At 57.1% G+C, this 21,492-nt stretch carries 23 protein-coding genes and 1 riboswitch; of the genes, 2 read left to right on the top strand and 21 right to left on the bottom strand.

Features of this window, described 5'->3' with window-relative positions:
- Positions 1-2: 2 nt before the first annotated feature.
- The 17 genes from ribD to ald form a co-directional block, all read right to left on the bottom strand.
- The gene (gene ribD / locus L1F29_RS11230) at positions 3-1,100 is read right to left on the bottom strand and encodes a bifunctional diaminohydroxyphosphoribosylaminopyrimidine deaminase/5-amino-6-(5-phosphoribosylamino)uracil reductase RibD (protein ID WP_373876498.1); all 1,098 of its coding nucleotides are present in this window, start codon (positions 1,098-1,100) and stop codon (positions 3-5) included.
- Between the two features lie 170 nt (positions 1,101-1,270).
- Positions 1,271-1,481: riboswitch (FMN riboswitch) on the bottom strand.
- A gap of 193 nt (positions 1,482-1,674) precedes the next feature.
- The gene (locus L1F29_RS11225; RefSeq protein ID WP_258388396.1) at positions 1,675-2,106 is read right to left on the bottom strand and encodes a peptidylprolyl isomerase; all 432 of its coding nucleotides are present in this window, start codon (positions 2,104-2,106) and stop codon (positions 1,675-1,677) included.
- Between the two features lie 195 nt (positions 2,107-2,301).
- The gene (gene lysA / locus L1F29_RS11220) at positions 2,302-3,633 is read right to left on the bottom strand and encodes a diaminopimelate decarboxylase (RefSeq protein ID WP_258388395.1); all 1,332 of its coding nucleotides are present in this window, start codon (positions 3,631-3,633) and stop codon (positions 2,302-2,304) included.
- Positions 3,634-3,763: 130 nt separating this feature from the next.
- Positions 3,764-5,521: a spore germination protein gene (locus L1F29_RS11215; protein WP_258388394.1), complete on the bottom strand. Its 1,758-nt coding sequence runs from the start codon at positions 5,519-5,521 to the stop codon at positions 3,764-3,766.
- Positions 5,522-5,566: 45 nt separating this feature from the next.
- Positions 5,567-5,995 carry a stage V sporulation protein AB gene (locus tag L1F29_RS11210; RefSeq protein WP_258388393.1) on the bottom strand — a complete coding sequence of 143 codons (429 nt, stop codon included), beginning with the start codon at positions 5,993-5,995 and terminating at the stop codon, positions 5,567-5,569.
- Positions 5,992-6,633, bottom strand: coding sequence for a stage V sporulation protein AA (locus tag L1F29_RS11205; RefSeq protein WP_258388392.1), 642 nt, complete (start codon positions 6,631-6,633; stop codon positions 5,992-5,994). Before L1F29_RS11205 ends, L1F29_RS11210 begins: the two co-directional genes overlap by 4 nt.
- 99 nt (positions 6,634-6,732) lie before the next feature.
- The gene (gene sigF, locus L1F29_RS11200) at positions 6,733-7,488 is read right to left on the bottom strand and encodes an RNA polymerase sporulation sigma factor SigF (protein ID WP_258388391.1); all 756 of its coding nucleotides are present in this window, start codon (positions 7,486-7,488) and stop codon (positions 6,733-6,735) included.
- 20 nt (positions 7,489-7,508) lie between these two features.
- Positions 7,509-7,955: an anti-sigma F factor gene (gene spoIIAB, locus L1F29_RS11195; RefSeq protein WP_258388390.1), complete on the bottom strand. Its 447-nt coding sequence runs from the start codon at positions 7,953-7,955 to the stop codon at positions 7,509-7,511.
- Complete coding sequence (spoIIAA, locus tag L1F29_RS11190; protein WP_258388389.1) at positions 7,952-8,305, bottom strand: anti-sigma F factor antagonist; 354 nt, start codon at positions 8,303-8,305, stop codon at positions 7,952-7,954. The genes spoIIAB and spoIIAA overlap by 4 nt, the downstream gene beginning before the upstream one ends.
- 209 nt (positions 8,306-8,514) lie before the next feature.
- Complete coding sequence (locus tag L1F29_RS11185) at positions 8,515-9,705, bottom strand: D-alanyl-D-alanine carboxypeptidase family protein (protein WP_258389666.1); 1,191 nt, start codon at positions 9,703-9,705, stop codon at positions 8,515-8,517.
- Positions 9,706-9,958: 253 nt separating this feature from the next.
- A complete protein-coding gene (locus L1F29_RS11180; RefSeq protein ID WP_258388388.1) occupies positions 9,959-11,296 on the bottom strand; it encodes a pyrimidine-nucleoside phosphorylase in 1,338 nt (445 codons plus the stop codon).
- Between the two features lie 43 nt (positions 11,297-11,339).
- Positions 11,340-11,513, bottom strand: a complete 174-nt coding sequence (locus L1F29_RS11175; RefSeq protein ID WP_258388387.1) for an aspartyl-phosphate phosphatase Spo0E family protein — start codon at positions 11,511-11,513, stop codon at positions 11,340-11,342.
- Between the two features lie 119 nt (positions 11,514-11,632).
- Positions 11,633-12,457: a purine-nucleoside phosphorylase gene (locus L1F29_RS11170; RefSeq protein ID WP_258388386.1), complete on the bottom strand. Its 825-nt coding sequence runs from the start codon at positions 12,455-12,457 to the stop codon at positions 11,633-11,635.
- A 68-nt stretch (positions 12,458-12,525) separates the two neighbouring features.
- Positions 12,526-13,701, bottom strand: a complete 1,176-nt coding sequence (locus tag L1F29_RS11165; protein ID WP_258388385.1) for a phosphopentomutase — start codon at positions 13,699-13,701, stop codon at positions 12,526-12,528.
- Positions 13,702-13,740: 39 nt separating this feature from the next.
- On the bottom strand, positions 13,741-14,640 hold the full coding sequence (gene xerD, locus L1F29_RS11160; RefSeq protein ID WP_258388384.1) for a site-specific tyrosine recombinase XerD: 900 nt from the start codon (positions 14,638-14,640) through the stop codon (positions 13,741-13,743).
- A 126-nt stretch (positions 14,641-14,766) separates the two neighbouring features.
- Entirely contained in the window at positions 14,767-15,000 is a 234-nt protein-coding gene (locus tag L1F29_RS11155) for a YqzK family protein (protein WP_258388383.1), read from the bottom strand.
- A gap of 90 nt (positions 15,001-15,090) precedes the next feature.
- The gene (ald, locus tag L1F29_RS11150) at positions 15,091-16,245 is read right to left on the bottom strand and encodes an alanine dehydrogenase (protein WP_258388382.1); all 1,155 of its coding nucleotides are present in this window, start codon (positions 16,243-16,245) and stop codon (positions 15,091-15,093) included.
- A gap of 184 nt (positions 16,246-16,429) precedes the next feature.
- Here ald and L1F29_RS11145 point away from each other — a divergent pair, with 184 nt between their 5' ends.
- Entirely contained in the window at positions 16,430-17,803 is a 1,374-nt protein-coding gene (locus L1F29_RS11145; protein WP_258388381.1) for a S8 family peptidase, read from the top strand.
- 80 nt (positions 17,804-17,883) lie between these two features.
- Here the strand turns inward: L1F29_RS11145 and fur are convergent, their stop codons facing one another.
- The 4 genes from fur to L1F29_RS11125 all read right to left on the bottom strand — a co-directional run bounded on the left by fur (position 17,884) and on the right by L1F29_RS11125 (position 20,956).
- Positions 17,884-18,336, bottom strand: coding sequence for a ferric iron uptake transcriptional regulator (gene fur, locus L1F29_RS11140; protein ID WP_204816359.1), 453 nt, complete (start codon positions 18,334-18,336; stop codon positions 17,884-17,886).
- Between the two features lie 96 nt (positions 18,337-18,432).
- Entirely contained in the window at positions 18,433-19,080 is a 648-nt protein-coding gene (gene spoIIM, locus L1F29_RS11135) for a stage II sporulation protein M (RefSeq protein WP_258388380.1), read from the bottom strand.
- A gap of 116 nt (positions 19,081-19,196) precedes the next feature.
- Positions 19,197-20,396, bottom strand: coding sequence for an endonuclease Q family protein (locus tag L1F29_RS11130; RefSeq protein WP_258388379.1), 1,200 nt, complete (start codon positions 20,394-20,396; stop codon positions 19,197-19,199).
- A 2-nt stretch (positions 20,397-20,398) separates the two neighbouring features.
- Entirely contained in the window at positions 20,399-20,956 is a 558-nt protein-coding gene (locus L1F29_RS11125) for an NUDIX hydrolase (RefSeq protein ID WP_258388378.1), read from the bottom strand.
- Positions 20,957-21,107: 151 nt separating this feature from the next.
- On the opposite strand from L1F29_RS11125, the gene mciZ reads away from it, so the two are divergent.
- Entirely contained in the window at positions 21,108-21,269 is a 162-nt protein-coding gene (mciZ, locus tag L1F29_RS11120) for a Z-ring formation inhibitor MciZ (RefSeq protein ID WP_258388377.1), read from the top strand.
- Positions 21,270-21,492: the final 223 nt, after the last annotated feature.

Below are 21,492 nucleotides of genomic sequence, written 5' to 3'. Positions count from 1 at the left end.
GACTAGCCGCCGGTTTGCTCCGTCTGCACGGTCGCATAAACGGGATAGCCGCTTACGCATAGGTCATCGCCGATTTGCTCGGTCGTCATATGCCTAAGCGGCACCGCATCAGCCATCCGATCGAATCCGCCGAATGTGAACGCTTCGGGAGATTGACCGCCAATGAGCTTCGGCGCAATGAACAGCACAATCTTGTCGACCAACCCGAGCTCCAGCATGGACCCGTTAAGCCTTCCGCCGCCTTCAAGCAATACCGAGCCGAGTTCGCGCTCGCCGAGCTTCTTCATTCCGTAGGCCAAGTCTACCCGTGGACCCGGCCCGCATGCAATGACGCTTGCGCCCTTGGCTTCCAGAGCGGCGCGCTTGTCTTGGGAAGCTCCTTCTGTCGTCAGCAGTATAACCGGCGCGGATGCGTCCAGCAGCAAGCGCGAATCCGGAGGAAGACGAAGCTGGGAGTCGACGACAATGCGTACGGGATGCAGGCCGGGCACCGATAATCTTGTCGTCAGCTCCGGGTTATCCGCGAGCGCCGTTTCGACGCCGATCATAATGCCGCTATGCTGGTGACGCATCGTATGGACCCGCTCCCTTGCTTCAGAACCGCTGACATAGCGGCTGTCTCCGGTCTTGGCGGCGATCTTCCCGTCCAGCGTCATGGCCGTCTTCAGCGTTATGAACGGCAGGCCTGTCGTAATATATTTGTTGAACGCTTCATTCATCGCCAGCGATTCCTTCTCCAGGAGCCCTACGCCAACCTCAATGCCGGACTCCCGCAGACGCGCAACCCCGCGGCCGGCGACCTTCGGATTCGGATCGAGACAGGCCACCACGACACGCGAAGCCTTGGCCTCGATGATTCGCTCGCAGCACGGGGGCGTGCGCCCGTAATGGCTGCAGGGCTCAAGCGTGACATAAACCGTCGCGCCCTCCGCTTCGCGTCCGGCCATCTGCAGCGCATGGACCTCCGCATGCCCTTCACCGCGCTTCAGATGGGCGCCCAGCCCGACGATTCGCCCTTCCTTGACGACTACGCATCCGACAACCGGATTAATCTCGGTCTGTCCCTTTGCTTTGGATGCCATATCTAAGGCTAAACGCATATAATAAGCGTCGTTCATCACTTCCAAGGAAATAAAAAATCACCCCTTGCCGCAAAATGCCGACGGGGTGATGATGTCAGGGAATGACTAAAGACGCATTCAAACAAACCGCCCAAGCTTTGTGAAAAAATGAACAAAGCGAGCAGAACGTAAAAATGATGTACAATAGCCGTCTCCTTCTCCCATCCAGACTATACTGTCGGTCCCGGATTTTCACCAGGTCCACCGTTCCGCACGAACCAATGCCTTTATGGCGAATGGCTGATGCGGCCCGGGTCACGGACTGACAAATGCGAAGGCTGCGCATGTCTGTCGACATGCAGCGGACCGTCGCCCTTGATCACCGCCGGTTGGGAATTTCACCCGACCCCGAAGGAAAGCTGCTGATACTTTGAAAAAATGTTACCACTCTGCCATGAAAATTGCAACTTATTTTCAAAACCATCGAAATAAGAAGCATGCCCGGCTCGCCAGACATGCATTACAACGAACCCATTCCGGTTAAAACACAAATAGCCCGCGCCGGATCTTCGCCAGCGCGGGCTATCTCTATGAGCGGTTAACCTTCTACGGTCTAAACCTCGACAACTTCGACTTTCTCCATCTTGTCGCGTCCTTGTACCGCATCAATATGCTCCATGCCTTTGGTCACTTTGCCGAACACCGTATGCTGTCCGTCAAGATGCGGCTGCGGCTGGTAGCAGATATAGAACTGGCTGCCCCCGGTGTTGCGGCCGGCGTGCGCCATGGCCAAGGTGCCGCGCTCATGCTTGTTCGGGTTGATCTCGCAATTGATCGTGTAGCCTGGACCGCCCGTGCCTGTACCTTGCGGGCAGCCTCCTTGTGCGACAAAGCCCGGAATAACGCGGTGGAAAGTCAAACCGTTATAGAAGCCTTCATTCGCCAGCTTCTCGAAATTCGCTACCGTGTTTGGCGCATCTTTCTCGAACAGCTCGATCGTCACTTCGGCTCCGTTCGCCAATTTAATATTCGCTTGTTTTGCCATTGTAATCCATCCTCTCAGCTCTTGATTAACGTTCCGCCCTGCATTTCTTCAAGCCCCTTAAGGCAAACACGGTCATTATACCATGAACGTTTCCCATAATAAAAGCTTGTCCCCTGGATAACCGCGACCTGCCGTCGCGATCCAGGGGACCTCATGACTGGGGACGTGCGTCCTCCAATTGGATATTCGTATTTTTTATTTTGCCGTCGAGGCTTGCTTCATGCGGGCGGGGATCACATCATTGCCGACAATGTCGTCCAGCGATTCGCGCTTGACAGCCACATCGGACTGTCCGTCCTTCACGAAGACGACGGCCGGGCGGCGGATCCGGTTGTAGTTGCTCGCCATTGCATAGTTATACGCGCCCGTGCAGAATACAGCCAACAGATCGCCGATCTCGGCTTTCGGCAGCTCGCAGTCGATGATGAGCTTGTCGCCGCTCTCGCAGCATTTGCCCGCAACCGTAACCGTTTCTTCGATTGGCGCATTCGCGCGGTTTGCAATGACCGCCTCGTATTTGGACTCATATAGCGCCGGACGCGGGTTGTCCGTCATACCGCCATCGACGGCGATGTACTTGCGGACGCCCGGAATATCTTTGCTTGTGCCGATCGTGTACAAGGTCGTACCGGCATCGCCGACCATACTGCGGCCCGGCTCAACCCAAATTTCCGGAAGCGGATAATTGGCTTCGGAGAAGTTGGTTTTGATCGCATCCGTGATCGCTTTAATATATTGCGCAACCGGAAGCGGCTTATCTTCCGCCGTGTAACGGATGCCGAAACCTCCGCCCAAGTTGATGACGCGGAACGTCACATCCAGCTCGCTGCGAATTTGTACGGCGAACTCCGCCACTTTGGCCGCGGCCATCTGGAATCCTTCCACCTCGAAAATTTGCGAACCGATGTGGGAATGAACGCCCAGCAGCTCCAGGTTCGTAAGCGCGTCCGTCTCCTGGATCGCGCGATAGGCCGAGCCGTTCGCCAGGTCGAAGCCAAACTTCGAATCCTGCTGGCCTGTCGAGATATAGTCGTGCGTATGCGCTTCGACGCCCGGCGTCACGCGCAGCAGCACGTTCGCCTTCTTGCCCTTATCGCCGGCCAGCGCGTTCAGCAGCTGCAGCTCGACGAAATTATCCACGACGAAGCAGCCAATGTTGGCATCGAGCGCCATATTGATTTCGTCCGGCGTCTTGTTATTGCCGTGGAAGTGAATGCGCTGCACCGGAAAACCGGCTTTGAGCGCCGTGTACAGCTCGCCGTCGGACACGACGTCCAGCGACAGATCTTCTTGCTCGGCAATGGCGCACATAGCCATGACGCTGAATGCCTTGCTTGCATAAGCAACCTGGAATTTCAGGCCGGATGCCCGGAACGACTCTACATATTCGCGCGCGCGCTGGCGGACGAGCGCCTCGTCCACAATATATAGCGGCGTTCCGTATTGTTTAGCCAAATCGGTCGTATCGCAGCCGCCGATTTCCAGATGCCCTTGCGCGTTAATTTTGCTGGTACCGTGTAAATACATCGTATTCCCTCCGTCGTTCTCCATGTTATCCACTGATTAGTTTGCACCATTGAACATCAGTATACAACAGGATGACCGCCCGGATAAATGGATAAATTCGCATTTCATTTGCATTATTTGTGTCAGGCGATCAGCGCCCCTTGGTCTTCGGCATCTTATCCCGCTGCTGCGGCTTCAGCAGGTTCGGGCGCGTTCTGTTATACAGCACCGGCATGCGGATCATGACGCCCATCATCCCCTTTAGGTCGAAAGGGATAAAGGGCCACATATACGGACGATTAAAGGAACGCCCCGTCGCAAGCCTAATCATAATCAGCGTCGTGACCAGCATAAAGCCAGGAACCTTGAACAGGGCGACGGCCACGATAAGACTAAGCCTAACGATCCGATTGGCTAGTCCCAGCTCATAGCTTGGCGTTGCGAACATGCCGATGGCCGCAATCGCCATATACAGGATGACCTCGTTGATGAACAGACCTGTCTTGACTGCGATATCCCCGATCAGGATTGCCGCGATGAGCGACATTGCGGTTGAAAGCGGCGCAGGCGTGTGCACGGCCGCCATGCGCATCAGATCGACTCCGACCTCGGCAAGCAGAAACTGCGCAACCATCGGTATCTTTCCCGCTTTCTCCGCGCCTATGAAAGACAGCATAGGCGGCTTGAGCTCCGGTTGAAGCGTAAACAGAAACCAGAGCGGCAGCAGGAACAGCGACGACAATATCCCAAAATACCTGACCCACCGCAAATAGGTGCCGATGAACGGCGTTTGCCTGTTTTCTTCCGCATGCTGGACATGATCGAAGTACGTCGTCGGCAAAATCATGACGCTGGGCGACGTATCGACGAAGACGGCCACATTCCCTTCCAACAGCTGGACGGCCACCACATCCGGCCGCTCGGAATAACGCACGAGCGGGAATGCGCTCCACCCCCGTTGTACCGTCGCCTCTTCAAGCTGTTTGTCCGCAAGCGGCAAGCCGTCCAGCTTCACTTGCGAGATCTTGTCGCGAATCGACTCCACCAGCTGTTTATCCACGATATCATCGATATAAGCGATGCAGACGTCGGTCTGCGTTCGTTCGCCGACTCGCATGATTTCATATCGAAGCTGCTTGTCCCGCAGTCTGCGTCTGACGAGCGTTACGTTGATCATGAGCGTCTCGACGAAACCGTCGCGGCTGCCGCGCACGACGCGTTCCAGCGACGGTTCTTCCGGCCCCCGGCTCGGGAATATCTTGGCATCGATAATAAGAACGGCCGGCTCCCCGTCAATATAGAGCGCGGATGAACCGGCCATCACTTCCGTCATCATTTCGTTCCAATCATGCTCCTGCATCACCTGTACGGCAGGCACGTACAGTTCCAGGAACGAGCGGAAGGCGTCCCCCGACAAGTCGTCCGGCTGCAAATAAGTGAGGCGCGTCAAGACTTCGGTTAGAACCACATCCTTGGCGAAGCCGTTCATGAAGAACAGCGCCGTCCGCTTCTCGCCGAATGTCATCTCGCGAACGATGACGTCGAAGCTCACTTTATACCCGGCTTCTTTTTCCAGCTTCTCGATATAATCTTCGATCCGGTCAGGGATCGGCACCGGCTCCGGCTTGTCCGTTCTCTGATCTTTGCCCTTCCTGCCGTCTTTCTTGACATGAGCGATAATCGGGATCTCCTCAATTTCGATGAACGTGCCATGCTTCTCCGCTTCTTCGCCGAATTCATGCTGCGCCTGGCTTTCTTCGGCGGTTTCGGCCTCCACCTTATCCTTGCCGGTCTCTTCGTTTGCAGCTTCTACCGGATCCGCCTCTTGCGCCTCATGAGTGAAGATCTGAATCGGCTTCTTGAATTTCGTTCCTTCCCTCTCGCCCGTTTCGTTGTCGCTACCGCCCATGTTCTACCCTCTCCTTTCGATATGCATCCCTTCCGAATACCCGGTCTACCATTGAAACACCAGCCAGTCGAATAAAGAGCCGACGACCTTGCCGAGCACCATCGCCATGACGAACGAGGTGAGAAAAGCCTGCAGCCTCAGCCGTTTAGCCATGATCGGAAGCACATTCATCACCTCGGTCAGCGCGGCAGCCAGCATACCGACGAATATGCCGTCAAGCAAACCGATGATGAGAAGCGTCGCGATCCGCGGCAGCGTAATGTTCCAGTCCATAAAATCAGCCAGCGACCAATAAACCGCGCCCAAGACGACCGCCGTTTCGAACCAGGCCGACTTCCGGAAGGCTTGCCCCAGCTGTGCCAGCCGGGGAATCAAGTCCAGGACGATCAGAAGCGATACCAGGCCGCTCCCAACCGCGATGCCGCCGGCTAATCCGAGCACGATAATAAACAGGTAACCCGCCCAGCTTATCATTGGTTCTTCCTTTCGCCGCGCGCATTCTTCATGCGCATTTCCTCCGCAATGACGTAAGCGTTCAGGTTCTCTTCATACATGAAGAGCTCCACCTCCAGCGGGTTCGGCTCTTCGTTCAGCCGCTTGCGGAACAGATGATTGAAGAACACCAGCATGCCGATCCCGATGCCCAGCGAATACGGAATTTGGAACCATAACGGGTGCTCTGCCTTCTTTCCCGTCACGAGCTCCGTTATCCGCTGATGCACCTCCTTCATGCTGACGTCCGTATGGAAGTTCATAATGGCTAGGCCAGCCCCGAAGAACAGCAGCAGCCATGATGCAATGAGCACGGCAATGCGGGGCTTGGGCGGCGTATCCGCGACAATGACGAGCATCTGCGGATCGCCGAACGTCTCCACCTCAACATCGGGTGCAGCGTCGTGTATGGCCTTGACGATTTGCAGCATGTCGATCACGACGCGATTGCCGTCCTCCGGGCGGTGCCGGTGAAGCACGAGCGAATGAAGCCGCTGCTCCAGCTCCGGATCGGCTGCAAACAGCCTCGCAGCCGCTCCTAACGTGACTATTTGATTAGGCTTGATGCCGATCCGTTTGCGCAAACGCAAATAGAGGGTCGAAGACTTCGCTTCCGTCAACGCGAATCCCTCCTTCGATGAATTTATTTCTCCTGCTGTATCCTCCGTTAGTATGAGATAAGAAGGGCTAGGATAATCATGCAAAAAGACCAAATCGCCCTATTGGGCAATTTGGTCTCGGATCAACTGCAATATTTTCTTCTCCAGCCTTGACACCTGCACTTGGGAAATGCCGAGCCTGGCCGCCACTTCCGACTGTGTCTGGTCGCGGTAATAACGGAGAAACACGATCAGCCGCTCCCGTTCCGACAAGCCGCCGATCGCCTCGTTAAGCGCCAGCTTATCGAACCAGCGCTCCTGGGAATCGTCGGAGATCTGGTCCATCAGCGTAATCGGATCGCCGTCATTCTCGAACACCGTCTCGTGAATCGAGGTCGGCGGTTTATTCGCTTCCTGTGCGAATACGACGTCCTCCGGGCTGATGCCAAGCTGCTCCGCCACTTCTTTAATGGTGGGCAGCCGGCCCAGCACCTTCGACAGCTCATCCTTCGTCTTGCGCACCTTATTGGCTGTTTCCTTCAGTGACCGGCTTACCTTTAACGTTCCGTCATCCCGGAGAAACCGTTGAATTTCGCCGATAATCATCGGCACCGCATAGGTGGAGAATTTCACGTCATACGACAGATCGAACTTGTCCACCGACTTCAGCAGACCAATGCATCCGATCTGGAATAAATCTTCCGGCTCGTAACCGCGGCCCATAAACCGCTGCACGACCGACCAGACCAATCGTATGTTGCAGTGCACGAGCGTATCGCGGGCTACGGAATCGCCGGATTGACTGAGCGCAATGAGCCGTTTCACTTCGGAATCGTCCAAAAAAGGCTGCGCCGTTTTTTTCATATCGACTTCCATGAGGTCCAACCCCTACGCGCTTAATTAAACAGCGCTTTTTTCGATTCGATACGCTTGGTCATTGCAATGGATGTTCCTTTACCCGGTTCGCTCGACACGTCGAATCCGTCCATGAAATTTTCCATGATCGTAAAACCCATGCCGGAGCGTTCCATCTCCGGCTTGGAGGTGAACAGCGGCTGCCGCGCCAACTCCAAATCCTCGATCCCGCTGCCGTTGTCTTTAACGATAAGGGTGATCGTGTCGCCCTCAATCATCGCTTCGATCGTGACCATGCCGCCCGGATCACTTTCATAGCCATGAATGATGGCATTGGTCACCGCTTCGGAGACGACCGTCTTCAAATCGTTCAGCTCCTCCATTGTCGGATCGAGCTGGGAGACGAAAGCGGCGACTGCGACGCGTGCGAACGCCTCATTCTCCGAACGTGCGGAGAACGTAAGCCTCATCTCATTCGTTCCGTTCATGAAACGACCTCCAGACTAGTGAGCGCGAGCCGCTCATTCTCGTGAATCGGCAATATTTTGAACAGCCCGGAAAGCTCGAACAGCCGGTAGACGCCGGGATTGACGTCGCAGACGACCATCTTGCCATCCTTCGCCTTCAGCTGCTTGTACCGGCCGAGAATGACGCCCAGACCCGAGCTGTCCATAAACAGGAGCTCCTTCAAACTAAGAATGACATGATCGCTGCCTCCGCGCAGTATAGCCTCTTCCATCTTGAAGCGGACAGCGTCAGCCGTATGGTGGTCCAGTTCCCCGCGCAGCCTTACGATAAGCACATTGCGGTAATGCTCCAGTTCTACCTGCAAACTCATAGCTTGTTCACTCCTAAACGTTTTTGCGTAGCTCTGCAACCACTGGCTTCGAAAACGTCGGCCGTTTTAAGCGGCTCTGAACAAGCATTTCTACGAGCCTTGAACCATTTCCTGCCTCCCGACAAAACTAGAAGCAGGACGCTAAGAGCTGACAAAAAAGCGCAAACGACGCGGTTTTTACCGTTTCACCCTACGTCCCTACTGCCTAATTAAGAGAAGAGACTGCTGCAGGAGCGCTTAAATAGCGTCCACCAGCCGGCCTTGTCCACCGATGCCGGGGCGTCGACGGCGAATTCCGTGAGCACCTGGTCGCCTTGATAGACGATGAGCTTCCCGATCGGCTCGTTGACTTTAACCGGCGCTTTGAGCGGCGCCAGCTGAAGCTCGTGCCGGATGTCCTTCACCGTGCTTCCCTTCTTCAGCAGCACGCTGTAATTATGCTTCGCCGTCAAGGAAACCTCCGGCACATTCCCCTTCTCCACCTTCACGGTTCCCATGAGGTCGCCTTTCTTGAAGATGGAATGGTTCATGTACTGCGCGAACGTATAATCAAGCATCTGGGACACTTCCGCATTGCGCGTCTTCGTATTCGGTTCGCCCATGACGACGGCAATGACGCGCAGTCCGTCACGGTTCGCGGTAGCTGTCAAGCAAAATTTCGCTTCGCTCGTAAAGCCCGTCTTCAAGCCGTCGGCGCCGGAATAGAAACGGACCAGCTTATTCGTATTTACCAGCCAAAAGGGCTTCTCCGACGACTTCCGGAGATAATCCTGATAGAGTCCGGTGTACTTCGTAATTTCCGCATGCTTCAGAAGCTCCTTGGACATGACGGCGATATCATGCGCGGATGTGTAATGGTTCTCCGCAGGAAGCCCGTTGCAATTGGCAAAATGAGTGTTCTTCAGCCCAAGCTCCTTGGCGCGCTTGTTCATCATGTTGACGAACTCGGCTTCTGTCCCGGCAATTTTCTCGGCCATCGCCACGGAAGCATCGTTGCCCGAGGCCAGCGCGATTCCCTTCAGCATTTCCTCGACGGACATTTCCTCGCCGGGCTCCAGAAAGATCTGCGAGCCGCCCATCGATGCCGCGTATTCGCTTGTCGTCACTTTGTCGGTCATCTTAATGACGCCTTCATCGAGAGCTTCCATAATAAGGAGCATCGTCATCACCTTGGTAATGCTGGCAGGCGGCAGCCGGTCATGGCTGTTCTTCTCATAGATGATCGTCCCGCTTCCCTGGTCCATCAAGATGGCGGAACGCGCAGACGGGGCCAATTCCGCCTGGCTGACCGGGGCCTTCTTGGACGGCGATTCCTCCAAAGCTCCTGCAGCGGCGGGAGCAAGTGTTACCATTAGAGCGGCACACATGAACACAATTAGTCGTTTACAGTGTCGATTCATTGTCATCGGTAAAGTTCCCCTCCTGAATCCGGCCCGCATTATAGCAAGTCCGAAGTACGGCTAAAATCTCCTTCCTAGTGTCGACCGACACGCGTTAAATTATTCCACTTTAGACAAAGACTGCCCGTGAAATTATAGATGGCGGGAAAAAAGCACAAAAACAGGCCACCCGGAAACATCCGTATGACCTGTCGTACGCAAAAAAAAACCTCAGGCGGCTCATACCCAGCCGCATCTGAGGTTATCGATGACGTTAACTTCCGCTCAAGCGCTGCACTCCTGCCGCGGTAACGACCGACAGCAGAAGCGGCTGCATAGCCGGGGCTTCCTCCCCAATGACGAAGGCGTCCCGCGTCCGCTCTGCGACCTGGCGGGCGGTCCCGTCATCCGCGCGCGCATGCAGCAAGGCGACGGGATCTCCCGCTTCTACCCGCTCTCCGACCTTACGGCTTATCGTCAGTCCTACGGCATAATCGATCACCGCATCCTTCGTTTCGCGGCCGGCCCCCAGCAGCATCGCCGCCAGTCCAAGCTCTTCGGCGTCGATTCGCTGGACATACCCGCTGCGCCTTGCCGTCACTTCGATGATCGCAGCCGCCTGCGGGAGCCGGTCCGGATCGTCGGCGACGGAAGAATCTCCGCCCTGAGCGGCTACGAAAGCCCGAAACTTATCCAGCGCCGCCCCCGACGCGAGCCGCTCGCGAAGCATCGCTTCCGCCGCCGCGAGGTCCGGCGCCTGTCCGCCGAGCACGACCATGTGCGCGCTGAGCGCAAGACACAGCTCGGTCAGATCAGACGGCCCTTCGCCCCGCAATGTCGCGATCGCTTCCCGCACTTCAAGGGCATTGCCGATGGCAAAGCCGAGCGGCTGATCCATATCGCTAATGATAGCCGAGGTTTGTCGGCCCACCTCCGTGCCGATATCGACCATCGCTTTGGCCAGCGCTTCGGCATCGGCGGCGGTTTTCATGAATGCACCGCCGCCGGTCTTCACATCCAGCACGATCGCATCGGCGCCGGCCGCGATTTTCTTGCTCATGACCGAGCTTGCAATCAGCGGGATCGACTCCACGGTTGCGGTTACGTCCCGCAGCCCGTACAGCTTCTTATCCGCCGGCGTAATATTGCCGCTCTGGCCGATCACGGCAAGTCCGATCCCGTTCACCTGTGCGAAGAACTGCTCCTGCGACAGCTCGGTGCGGAACCCGGGGATCGATTCAAGCTTATCGATCGTCCCGCCGGTATGCCCGAGTCCCCGGCCGGACATCTTCGCGACCGGTATTCCCAGGGAAGCGACGAGCGGCCCGATAATGAGCGTTGTCTTATCCCCGACGCCGCCGGTGCTGTGCTTGTCCACTTTGATCCCATGAATGGGGGATAAATCGACCTGATCGCCCGAGCGCGCCATCGCCAGCGTCAGCTCGGCCGTTTCCCGGGCGCTCATGCCCTGAAAGTAAACCGCCATCGCCCATGCGGACATCTGGTAATCCGGGATGTCTCCACGGCTGTATCCATCCACGAGGAACGAGAGCTCGCGGGAAGTCAGCTCGCCACCATTTCGCTTCTTCTGTATCAGATCGACCGTACGCATCGATGGAACCTCCTCAAGCTGCCGGCGCAAACGGGCGCACAGGTCACTTTACACGTTCAAGCGATCTGCGTTTCTCCGTCTGCACCTCTACTATTAATCGGTCGAGCGACTGGCTTAATACAAGCACGTCATGATGCAGCAAATCATCTTTGCGAATCGCTTCGTTTACGAGCTCGCCGCGCAGCCACTCCAACCGGCGATTGGTTTGGTTGTCCATGTAAATCCCCTTTTTCCGTCATTTATCACGGACATTATACGACGACCGCCGAACAAAGAATGTCACAATCGGTCGAGCTAATTGTTACAATTTTGTTACAACGAAGGAGTAAAACGTTTTTAGAGCAGCGGAACGACACCGTTTATAAGCCCAAGGAACCGGGACTTAACTCGTTCCGTCGTTTCCATTACCTCGGCATGGGACAATGGTTGGTCCAGAATACCCGATGCCATGTTGCTGATGCAGGAAATGCCAAGCACTTCGAGGCCGGAATGGCGCGCCGCAATGACCTCCGCTACCGTCGACATGCCGACGGCATCCGCTCCCATCGTGCGCATCATGCGGATTTCTGCGGGTGTTTCATACGAAGGTCCCAGAACGCCGATGTATACCCCTTCACGAAGGGAAAATCCTTGCTTCTCCGCCGTTTGGCGGGCGATCCCGCGCAGCCGGCGGCTGTACGCCTCTGACATGTCGGGGAAGCGGGGGCCAAGCTCGTCGTCATTGGGCCCGATCAGCGGGTTGCGCGACGTCAAGTTAATATGGTCGCTGATGAGCATTAAATCGCCAGGCTCGTAGCCGGTATTAATACCGCCGGCCGCATTCGTCACAACAAGCGTCTTGACGCCGATCGCCTTCATGACGCGCACCGGGAAGGAGGTCAGCTCGGGACCGTAGCCCTCGTACATGTGAAATCTTCCGCGCATCAGCACGACGGGCCGGCCGGACAGCAGTCCGATCATGAGCTCGCCCGCATGGCCTTCTACCGTGGATATCGGAAAATGCGGGATATCCTGATACGGGATCGTCACAGGATTCTCGATATAATCGCCCAAGATGCCAAGCCCCGACCCCATAATAAGCCCGATCTCCGGCTGGATGGCAGCCTTGACCATGATGTGGTCAGCCGCCTCTTTAATTTGCGCCGCCGTTAATGTATTCATCGTCCAATTCCTCCTCCAGCGGCCGGTTCCGGCAGGTTCCAGCCGCTTACTTCGATATAATGAACTTCTTAAATCAATTCGTTCAGAAACGACGTTCCGTTCCTCGGAAGCAAGACGCCGAAATTATCGGCAATCGTCGCAGCAATGTCCGCAAACGTCGCCCGGGTGCCCAGAGACCCGTGTGACCGAAGCGAAGGCCCGTACACGAGCAGAGGCACATATTCCCGCGTATGATCCGTTCCCGTGTAGGTCGGGTCATTGCCGTGGTCGGCCGTCAGGATGAGCAGATCGCTTGGGCCAAGCCGCCCTGCCAGCTCCGGAACCGCAAGGTCGAAGGCTTCCAGCGCTTCCCCGTAGCCGAGCGGATCGCGCCTATGTCCGTAGAGCGCGTCGAAATCGACCAGATTCGTAAACAGAAGCCCTTGGAACGGGCGCTCCAGCATCGCTAACGTCTGGCGGACGCCATCATCGTTGCTCTTGGTCGACACGGCTTCCGTAATGCCTTCCCCGCTAAAAATATCGTTAATTTTGCCGATGGCGATAACATCGCGTCCGGCTTCCTTCAGCGCGTTCAGCACGGTAGGCTCGGGCGGCTTAACCGCGTAATCATGGCGATTCGGCGTACGCCGAAAATCTCCCGGCGTTCCGACGTAAGGCCTGGCAATCACCCTGCCGACGGCATACGGGTCCTTCAGCGTCAGCTCCCGCGCAATTTTGCAGCCTTCGTAAAGCTCTTCGAGCGGAATGATATCTTCGTGCGCGGCAATCTGAAACACGCTGTCCGCGGACGTATATACGATCCACTTGCCCGTTCTCATCTGTTCTTCGCCCAGTTCATCTAGGATTTCCGTCCCGCTGGCCGGCTTGTTGCCGAGCACGCCGCGGCCGGTCCGCGCTTCGAATTCATCTAACAGCTCGCGCGGGAATCCATCCGGAAACGTGCGGAATGGAACGGTGACCCGAAGCCCCGCAAGCTCCCAATGGCCGGTCATCGTATCCTTGCCGACAGAGACCTCCGCCATCTTCCCGTGATAGGCCTTCGCATCTCCCTCCGGCTTCCAGTCTCCCAGCGGCGCGATCCGGTCGAGCCCCCAGCTGCGCATATGGGGCAAAGCCAGCGCAGGCATCCGTTCCAGAATATGTCCGATCGTATGAGAGCCCGTATCTCCGAAGGAAGCGGCATCCGGCAGTTCGCCTATGCCGACACTATCGAGTACAATCAACGTTATTCGTTCGAATCGCATCCTCCATCACTCCTGTCTGCATGCGGCCGAGAACCCCCGCTACTTCACCTTGGCTCTCGGATGCGCCTGGTTGTATACGTCCTTGATGCGCGCTTTGGTCACCTGCATGTAAATTTGCGTCGTGGAAATGTCGGCATGGCCGAGCATTTCCTGCACCGAGCGCAAATCCGCCCCGTTCTCCAGCAAGTGCGCGGCGAAGGAATGCCGAAGCGTATGCGGCGTAATGTCATGAACGACGCCGGCTTCCTGCGCATACTTTTTCAAGATTTTCCAAAAACCTTGACGCGACATTCCCGTTCCCAGCTGGTTCAGAAACAAGGCCTGCTCATCCGCTCTGTCCTTCAGCAGCTTGTCCCGCATTCCGCCCAAGTAAGCCGCGATCGCATCGCAAGCGATCCGGCCAAGCGGAATGATGCGTTCCTTCTCTCCGGAGCCTACGCAGCGGATAAATCCAAGCGGCAGATTCAGATGGCGGGCCTCCAGCGAAATCAATTCCGTTACGCGGATGCCTGTCGCATACAGCACCTCAAGCATCGCTTTATCGCGTGCGCCCGCGGCAGTGGACGTATCCGGCGCCTCCATCAGCCGCTCCACCTGGTCAATCGTCAGCACAAGCGGCAGCCGCTTCTCCTGCTTCAGCGTCTCCAGCTCCGCGGATGGATCCCCGGGAATGTGGCGCTCTCTCGTCAAATATTGAAAGAAGGAGCGGATCGATACGGTATGGCGGGACACGGTCGCAACCGCCCGTCCCTGCTGCTTCAGCTCCAGCAAATAGCGCGCGATATGGTGCTTATGCACGTCCTGGGGCGCAGTCAAGCCCTGCTGCCCGCCATAATCGAGAAAAGCCGTCAAATCCCGTTCGTATGATTCCAATGTATTCCGGGAGAGTCTCCTGACGGTAGACAAGTATTGGATAAAAGGTTGAAGATAAGATTTCATGGAATTTTCCCTCCCGGTAATGGTGCCAAGATGCCTATATTCCACAACGCCCCCCTTTTTTCCTGCCAAACCGTCCGAATTGCTGTCGAATCCTCCGACATTATTGCCAGAAACGCATCGCAAGTCTCATTCCCCGTACCAGTAGAATAGCCGCAGCCGCTCGGCGAACGTAGCGTCATCCGCCGTTCCTTCCGCCATGCCGGACACCTTGAGCGCCTGTCCTTGCGGTACCCGGTACGGGTCCGCCGGTGTCAGCCATGCCGCAAGCCATTGACAACCGTCATAAACGATCGTCGTGCAGAGCACTACCAGTATGATGAATAACGTCCTTCGAAGCCATTTGCGAGCCGATAGCACCACAGCCACCGCCCTCCTCCATGTGCAGCTTGAAGAAACCGCCGCAGGCGGTTTGTCCTTACAACACCTTATGAGAACGGCGGCTGATTCATGTCAGTCCAGTACATGCCCCTGCTCATCGATCGGCAAGCGCTCCAGAAGCTGCTGAAGCGGTCTGTACGGCTTCGCCAGCGCCGCGGCTACCTGCGGATGCGTAATATGCCCGTTGTACGTATTCACGCCCTTGCCGAGCGGCTCGTTACGTCTCACAGCCTCCTCCAGCCCTCTGTCCGCCAGCTCGAGCGCGTAAGGCAGCGTTACGTTCGTCAGCGCATAGGTCGAGGTCCTCGGCACGGCGCCCGGCATGTTGGCGACGGCGTAATGCAGCACGCCGTGCTTCTCATAGACCGGATTGCTGTGCGTTGTGACGCGGTCGATTGTCGCGATCGTCCCGCCCTGATCGACGGCAACATCCACGATGACCGAGCCCTTCTTCATCGTCTGCACCATCTCTTCGGTGACCAAATGGGGAGCACGGGCACCTGGAATAAGCACGGCTCCGATGAGCAGATCCGCCTTCCGGACCGCGTTCGCGATATTATAAGGATTGGACATCAGCGTACGGATCCGCCCGCCATACACCTCGTCGATGTAACGCATCCGTTCTGCGCTCCGTTCAAGAATGACGACGCTTGCCCCCATTCCGAGTGCAAGCTTCGCGGCATTCAGCCCGACGATGCCGCCGCCGAGTATAATGACTTCCGCCGGCGGAACGCCTGGAACGCCGCCAAGCAGAATACCCTTCCCGCCGTAGAAAGCCTCCAGAAACTGAGCGCCAACCTGAACGGCCATGCGGCCGGCCACCTCGCTCATCGGAGTCAGCAGGGGGAGACTGCCGCCCGGAAGCTGTATCGTCTCGTACGCGACGCCGGTTACCCCTTTGTCCATCAGCGCCTGCGTCAGCTCAGGCGCCGCTGCGAGATGCAAATAGGTGAACAGCAGCAGCCCTTCGCGGAAGAAGCCGAACTCCTCCGGCAGCGGCTCCTTCACCTTCATAATCATATCTGCCCTCGCCCATACATCGCCTGCCTCCGGAGCGATCTTGGCCCCTTCGGCTTCATATAAGTCGTCGGTAAACCCGCTTCCTTCGCCTGCACCCGATTGGACGATCACCTCGTGACCTGCCGCAGCAAGCTGGCTTGCACCCGCCGGCGTGAGCGCGACACGGTATTCGCTTGATTTGATTTCTTTCGGCACGCCGATTATCATACGCAATTACCTCCTCGTACCTACATATGCAATGAAGGACGAACTTGACAGTCCTTACGCGATACGGTTTCCTCCAGAACCGTAAAATATGTGTAGGAACGGCACTTACCCATGCCTGATCAAGTTCGCGCTCATACACTGAATTACACGCATGAACAGCCTTTGAGACGCCCATAAGGAGGACATGGAATTGCAGAAGGTGGAACAACTGGTTCGGCGCTGTCAGGTCAGCGGCATATCCAGCCGTACAATCCGGCAAATGATCAGGTTCAAATACCGCCGCCATTATACGCGCTGTTTGAGGGAGCTTCGGAAGCACGGCATACGGCCGCTCAAGAGCATTAAAGGGGAACGGATCATCTGCTTCAATATCGACAGCCGGCAATTGCGGCGGTTCCGCTCGCTTATGGCACATCCGCATGTGAAATATGTAGAACCGGATTTCATTATCAATGCGCATATGCTTCCGGCTCCGCGCCCCGTCCTCTATCCCGGCAATAAAGCAGGCGCAGCTAGACGGAATATCCCCCTTCGCGGGAAGCCGTCGGTAAGCGGTACGCGCTCAAGCCCGGGGAAATCCAGACCATGGGTCTTCAAGAAGCTTACACGCTGTCCGGCGAAGGGGAAAGCGATTGCCGCCGCATCCTGCCCCGACGGCGTCACCTGGAACGTCTGCCGTGTGCAGGCTCCGGAAGCGTGGTCCAGAACGCGCGGGGAGAGCATTCCCGTCGCCATCATCGATACCGGCATCGCGAATCATCCGGACTTGAAGATCGCGGGCGGAGTGAACACGATTAACGGGTCCTCATATCGCGACGATAACGGGCATGGCACCCATGTAGCGGGTATCGCCGCCGCCCTCGGGACCCGCGGCCGCATACCCGGCGTCGCTCCGCGTGTCAAATTGTATGCCGTGAAGGCGCTCAACGCCCGCGGAGAAGGATTTATATCGGATATTGTGGAAGGCATCGACTGGTGCATCAGAAAAGGCGTCCGTATTATTAATCTAAGCATGGGCCTGCAGGGCGCATCCAGCTCCGCGCTTCGCGATGCGGTGAAGCGGGCGCGCAGCAAAGGAATCCTCGTCGTTTCCTCCGCGGGGAACGGCGGACCGGGCAGCGGCGGGATCGACGAGCCGGCCAGCTACCCGGAGACGATTGCCGTCGCAGCCTCCACGCGGGATAACCGTATCGCCTCGTTCAGCAGCCGGGGCTCGGGCATCGATGTGACCGCGCCCGGTGCCGGCATACGATCAACCGCGCCCGGCGGCGGTTATCAGACGATGGACGGAACGAGCATGGCCTGTCCGCATGTAAGCGGCGGAGCCGCGCTGCTGCTGAGCCAGGATCCGGACCTGTCGCCTTCGCAAGTTTTGCGCAGGCTCCGTTCCTCTGCGCTCAGGCTGTCCGGCTATTCCTCTTCCGCGCAAGGATCGGGTCTGCTGCAGGTGGCGGATGCGCTCTACCTAAGCAGAAGCAGAGCCAAGGCGCGCAGGAGCTCCCGAATCAGCTGCCGCTGCCCGCAGCCCAAGCGCCGCGGGAAGCGCATGCGCATCTAGCGCTTCCTTTCGGGCACACGAAAAAACTCCCACCGTGCGGGCGCAGTCATCACAAGGATGACTCACGCTGCACGCGGGAGTTATTGTTGATCGTTCTTTTGGCGGCATCGTCTGCAGATGCCTTGAAAATCGAGACGATGGTCGATGACCGTAAAGCCATATTCCTTCTCAAGCCGCTCTTCCAGCGGTCCGAGCCAATCTTCCAAAATCTCATCCATCGTTCCGCATTGTACGCAGATCAAGTGATGATGGTGGTGCTTATTATTGTCCGTACGCAGATCGTACCGGGCCACGCCGTCACCGAAATTCAACTTCTCCACGACATGAAGCTCACTGAGTAGCTCAAGGGTCCGATATACGGTAGCCAGGCCGATCTCCGGCGCTTTATCCTTCACGAGCATAAACACATCTTCGGCGCTCAGATGGTCTTCCTCGTTCTCCAGTAACACCCGTACCGTCGCCTCGCGCTGCGGGGTGAGCTTGTACCCTTGCGACTGCAGCTGCTGCTTAATTTTATCAATCCGCGATTCCATGGTTTCCCCCCTCGCACGTGGCTCATGCCCATCGCCGGAAACACTTGTTTTTATTATAGAGTCACATTGCGAGGAAAGTCAAACTTTTTAGAATGATTACAATCCGCCGGCAGCCCCGTCCAGCAGCGGCGCCGCCCACTTCAACAGGCCTGGGGAAACGAACGCTTCTAGTAAAGCGGCACCAGCGATCACGAGAAGCAACGTAACGAGCGTTGAGGTGTGGGACAGGAACGGCGCTCCCAGCGTGCCGTACCTTCCCATAATCCGGTTCCGCACCATGTAGAGAGAGAACGATACGGCGGAGACGCTTGCGATCAGCAGAGCGGGAACGACAATCAGGTTAGGCGGCGCCACCGAAACCAGCGAGAACAGCAGCCCGTTCCATTCATGCTGGCTGACCAGCGTGCCGACGGCAAACCCGACAAGCACCCCTTTCAGGAAATCAAGCGCAAGCACGAGCGGCATCCCGACCACCGTCAGCCCGAGCACATAGATGAGTACGAGCCATTTGCCATGAAAAAAAACGCGGTCCCAGAACGACTCCGCCCCATCCGCACCGATTCCGGCCTGGATGCGGGCAACGAGCTGCTGCACGTCCCCTGCCAAATTCTGCTGCTGATCAAGCGTCAGAGCGCTGACGAGCAGCGCCCCGAAGACAACGCCTACGACAAACAAAACCGAGACGAACACATAAAGCGTCAGCTGATCCTTCATCAGCGATTGATGCAGCGGCGACGAACGCATGGCATACCTCCACTATTGCGTTTGCGAAAGCAAAAGCCCCATCGATGAGAAGCTGCTTCCATGGTAGAGTGTATGTCCAAGCCTGCACCGCTATGACGATCATGCTCGTCCGCACTTTATTCCATCCGCGCTACGGTGCCATATCGCCCGCCGCCGCCGGCTTGCAGCGGCAGCTCCCCCTTCCGGGCTGCCGCAATGGCCTCCGCCGCCGCTTCGCCGGCGGTCTCGGCTATCGCTTCCCGCGAGGCGGCATGCAGCACCGCCATCTCGGTTCCGAACCGGGCAAGCAGCTTATTGAGCGTCACTTTCCCGATGCCCGGCACGAACTCCAGCGGCACCTGATAAATATATGGGGGCCGATTGTCCTGCGCCGGCGGCCGGATCCGCCCGAACTTTGCGCCCAGCTCCTCGATGCGGTCCATCACGCCCTTCACAAGCTTCGTGCTGCCGCATGACGGGCACCGTTCGGCAGCGGCTTCGGCGCCCGCAAGCGACGCGCAGCTCAAGCAATATGTGCGGTGATACTTGCCCAGCAGCGGGTTCAGGCCATAATTGGCTGCAATGGCCCGACCGTCCACACCCTTGAGCGCAAGAGCGAGCTCGGTGAACGACGGCTCCTTCAGCAGGATCGCATTGTACTCCCTGCCAATCTTGGCCAGCGAATGTGCATCGGAATTCGTCAGAAACGGCAGCTCGTCAAGTTCCGGAATCCATCCCGCCATCGCCGTGTCCGAGCTGAGTCCCAGCTCAACCGCATCGACGCTTGCGGGATCCAGCGTATCACCGATCCGGTCCGAGCAGCTGCCGAATAAGCTCTTATGCGGGGTGAAAATATGCGCCGGTATGAACAATCCGCCCCTGCCCTTCGCTTCCTCCTGAAGCACGCGCGAGGGCACGTAGATGCGCTGTGAGCTGAGATTCACATTGCGCATATGGCGCGACATCCAGATGGTAAAATCACGCATCGCCGCAAAGGTCGGCAAGTAGACGAGATGATGCGCAGGGCCGAAGCCCGCGTCCCTCACTTCGATTTCGGCTCCGAGCACGATCGTCGTCTCCCGGTAACGGATACCGCCGCCTTCGATTTCCTCCATCTCGCCGGTATCGAGCAGGCGCGCGATATCCGTTTGAACGCCCGGCGAATGACAGTCAATGACGCCCAGAAGGCCGATTCCCTTCCGATGCGCCGCTTCATGCGCGATGCTGCGGAACGTCAGGCTTCGGCTGGCGCTGATCTTGACCGGGTCGCCGCTCTCCGTGCTGCCGATATGCAGATGCAGATCGGCGAAAACCCGGTCAAGCTCCCTGCTTCCCATCGTTAAATTTCTCCCGTCAGTCTGTAGATCTGCCACGCGTATACGGCCAATATCGTTTTGGCGTCGCTAATCCGCTCTTCCCGGATGTACTGCTGCGCCTGCTCGAGGGTGATCGCTTCCACATTCAGAAACTCATCCTCGTCGGGACGGCTTTCTCCCTTCACCAGATCCTCCGCCAAATATAGGAACAGCTTCTCGTCGGCAAATCCCGGTGAAGTATAGAATGCGGTGAGCGGTTTCAGCCGCCCTGCTTTATAGCCTGTTTCTTCTTCCAGCTCGCGGCCTGCCGCTATGCCGGGATCCTCCCCCGCATCCAGCTTCCCTGCGGGGATTTCCACTTGAAACTTCTCCATCGGCTTGCGGTACTGCTCCACGACCAGCATCTTGCCGTCGATGATCGCCAGCACTGCAGCCGCGCCGGGATGTCTGACGATTTCGCGCGTCGCCGTTCCCCCGTGCGGAAGCTCAACCGTATCCACCTGCAGCGAAATAATTTTCCCTTGAAAGACCGGTTCCGTGTGGACGGTCCGTTCCCGGTATTCATCCGTTTTCTTCAACATAAGGCGCCTCTCCTCGTCATATATCGTTCTGTAACAGCTCCCTGGAAGACGCGGCATAACTTGTCCGGCTTCCGCATATGCTTCATTATATCAAACCGGCGCTTTCAAAAAATGAATTTACGATGAATACCAACTAAAGGGGGAATATGCCATGAAGCAGTACTCCGTTTCCACCCGGCTCACGCTTGTCGGCAAAGCGTGGGAAATCCGCCACCAGCTCCGGCTCATGGCCAGAGAGGCTTCGTCCCGCAAGAAGAATGCAAGCCGAACGCTGGGCGAATATCTCGAGCATCGACGCCCTTTAAACCGTTAGCAGTCCACTCATCCGCCAGGCTGATCGCGCCTGTAAGGCCGAAAAAGGGATTTACAGACCGGCCACGCACTAGAATGCGGCTGTAAGACCGAATAACAGACTTACAGCAAGTGGCGGGTGCACATAGATCAAGAAGAACCGGCCGTCTTCAAGCAGCGTAATGATAAGACCGTCATATCCCCTGAGGAATCATCCTCTCCTGAAGAAAACCGTCATTGCATGC

It is taken from the genome of Paenibacillus spongiae, assembly GCF_024734895.1.
In the GTDB taxonomy this organism is placed as follows: domain Bacteria; phylum Bacillota; class Bacilli; order Paenibacillales; family Paenibacillaceae; genus Paenibacillus_Z; species Paenibacillus_Z spongiae.
Note: the sequence above shows the minus strand (reverse complement) of the source record. Positions and strands in the feature narration are given on the sequence as shown.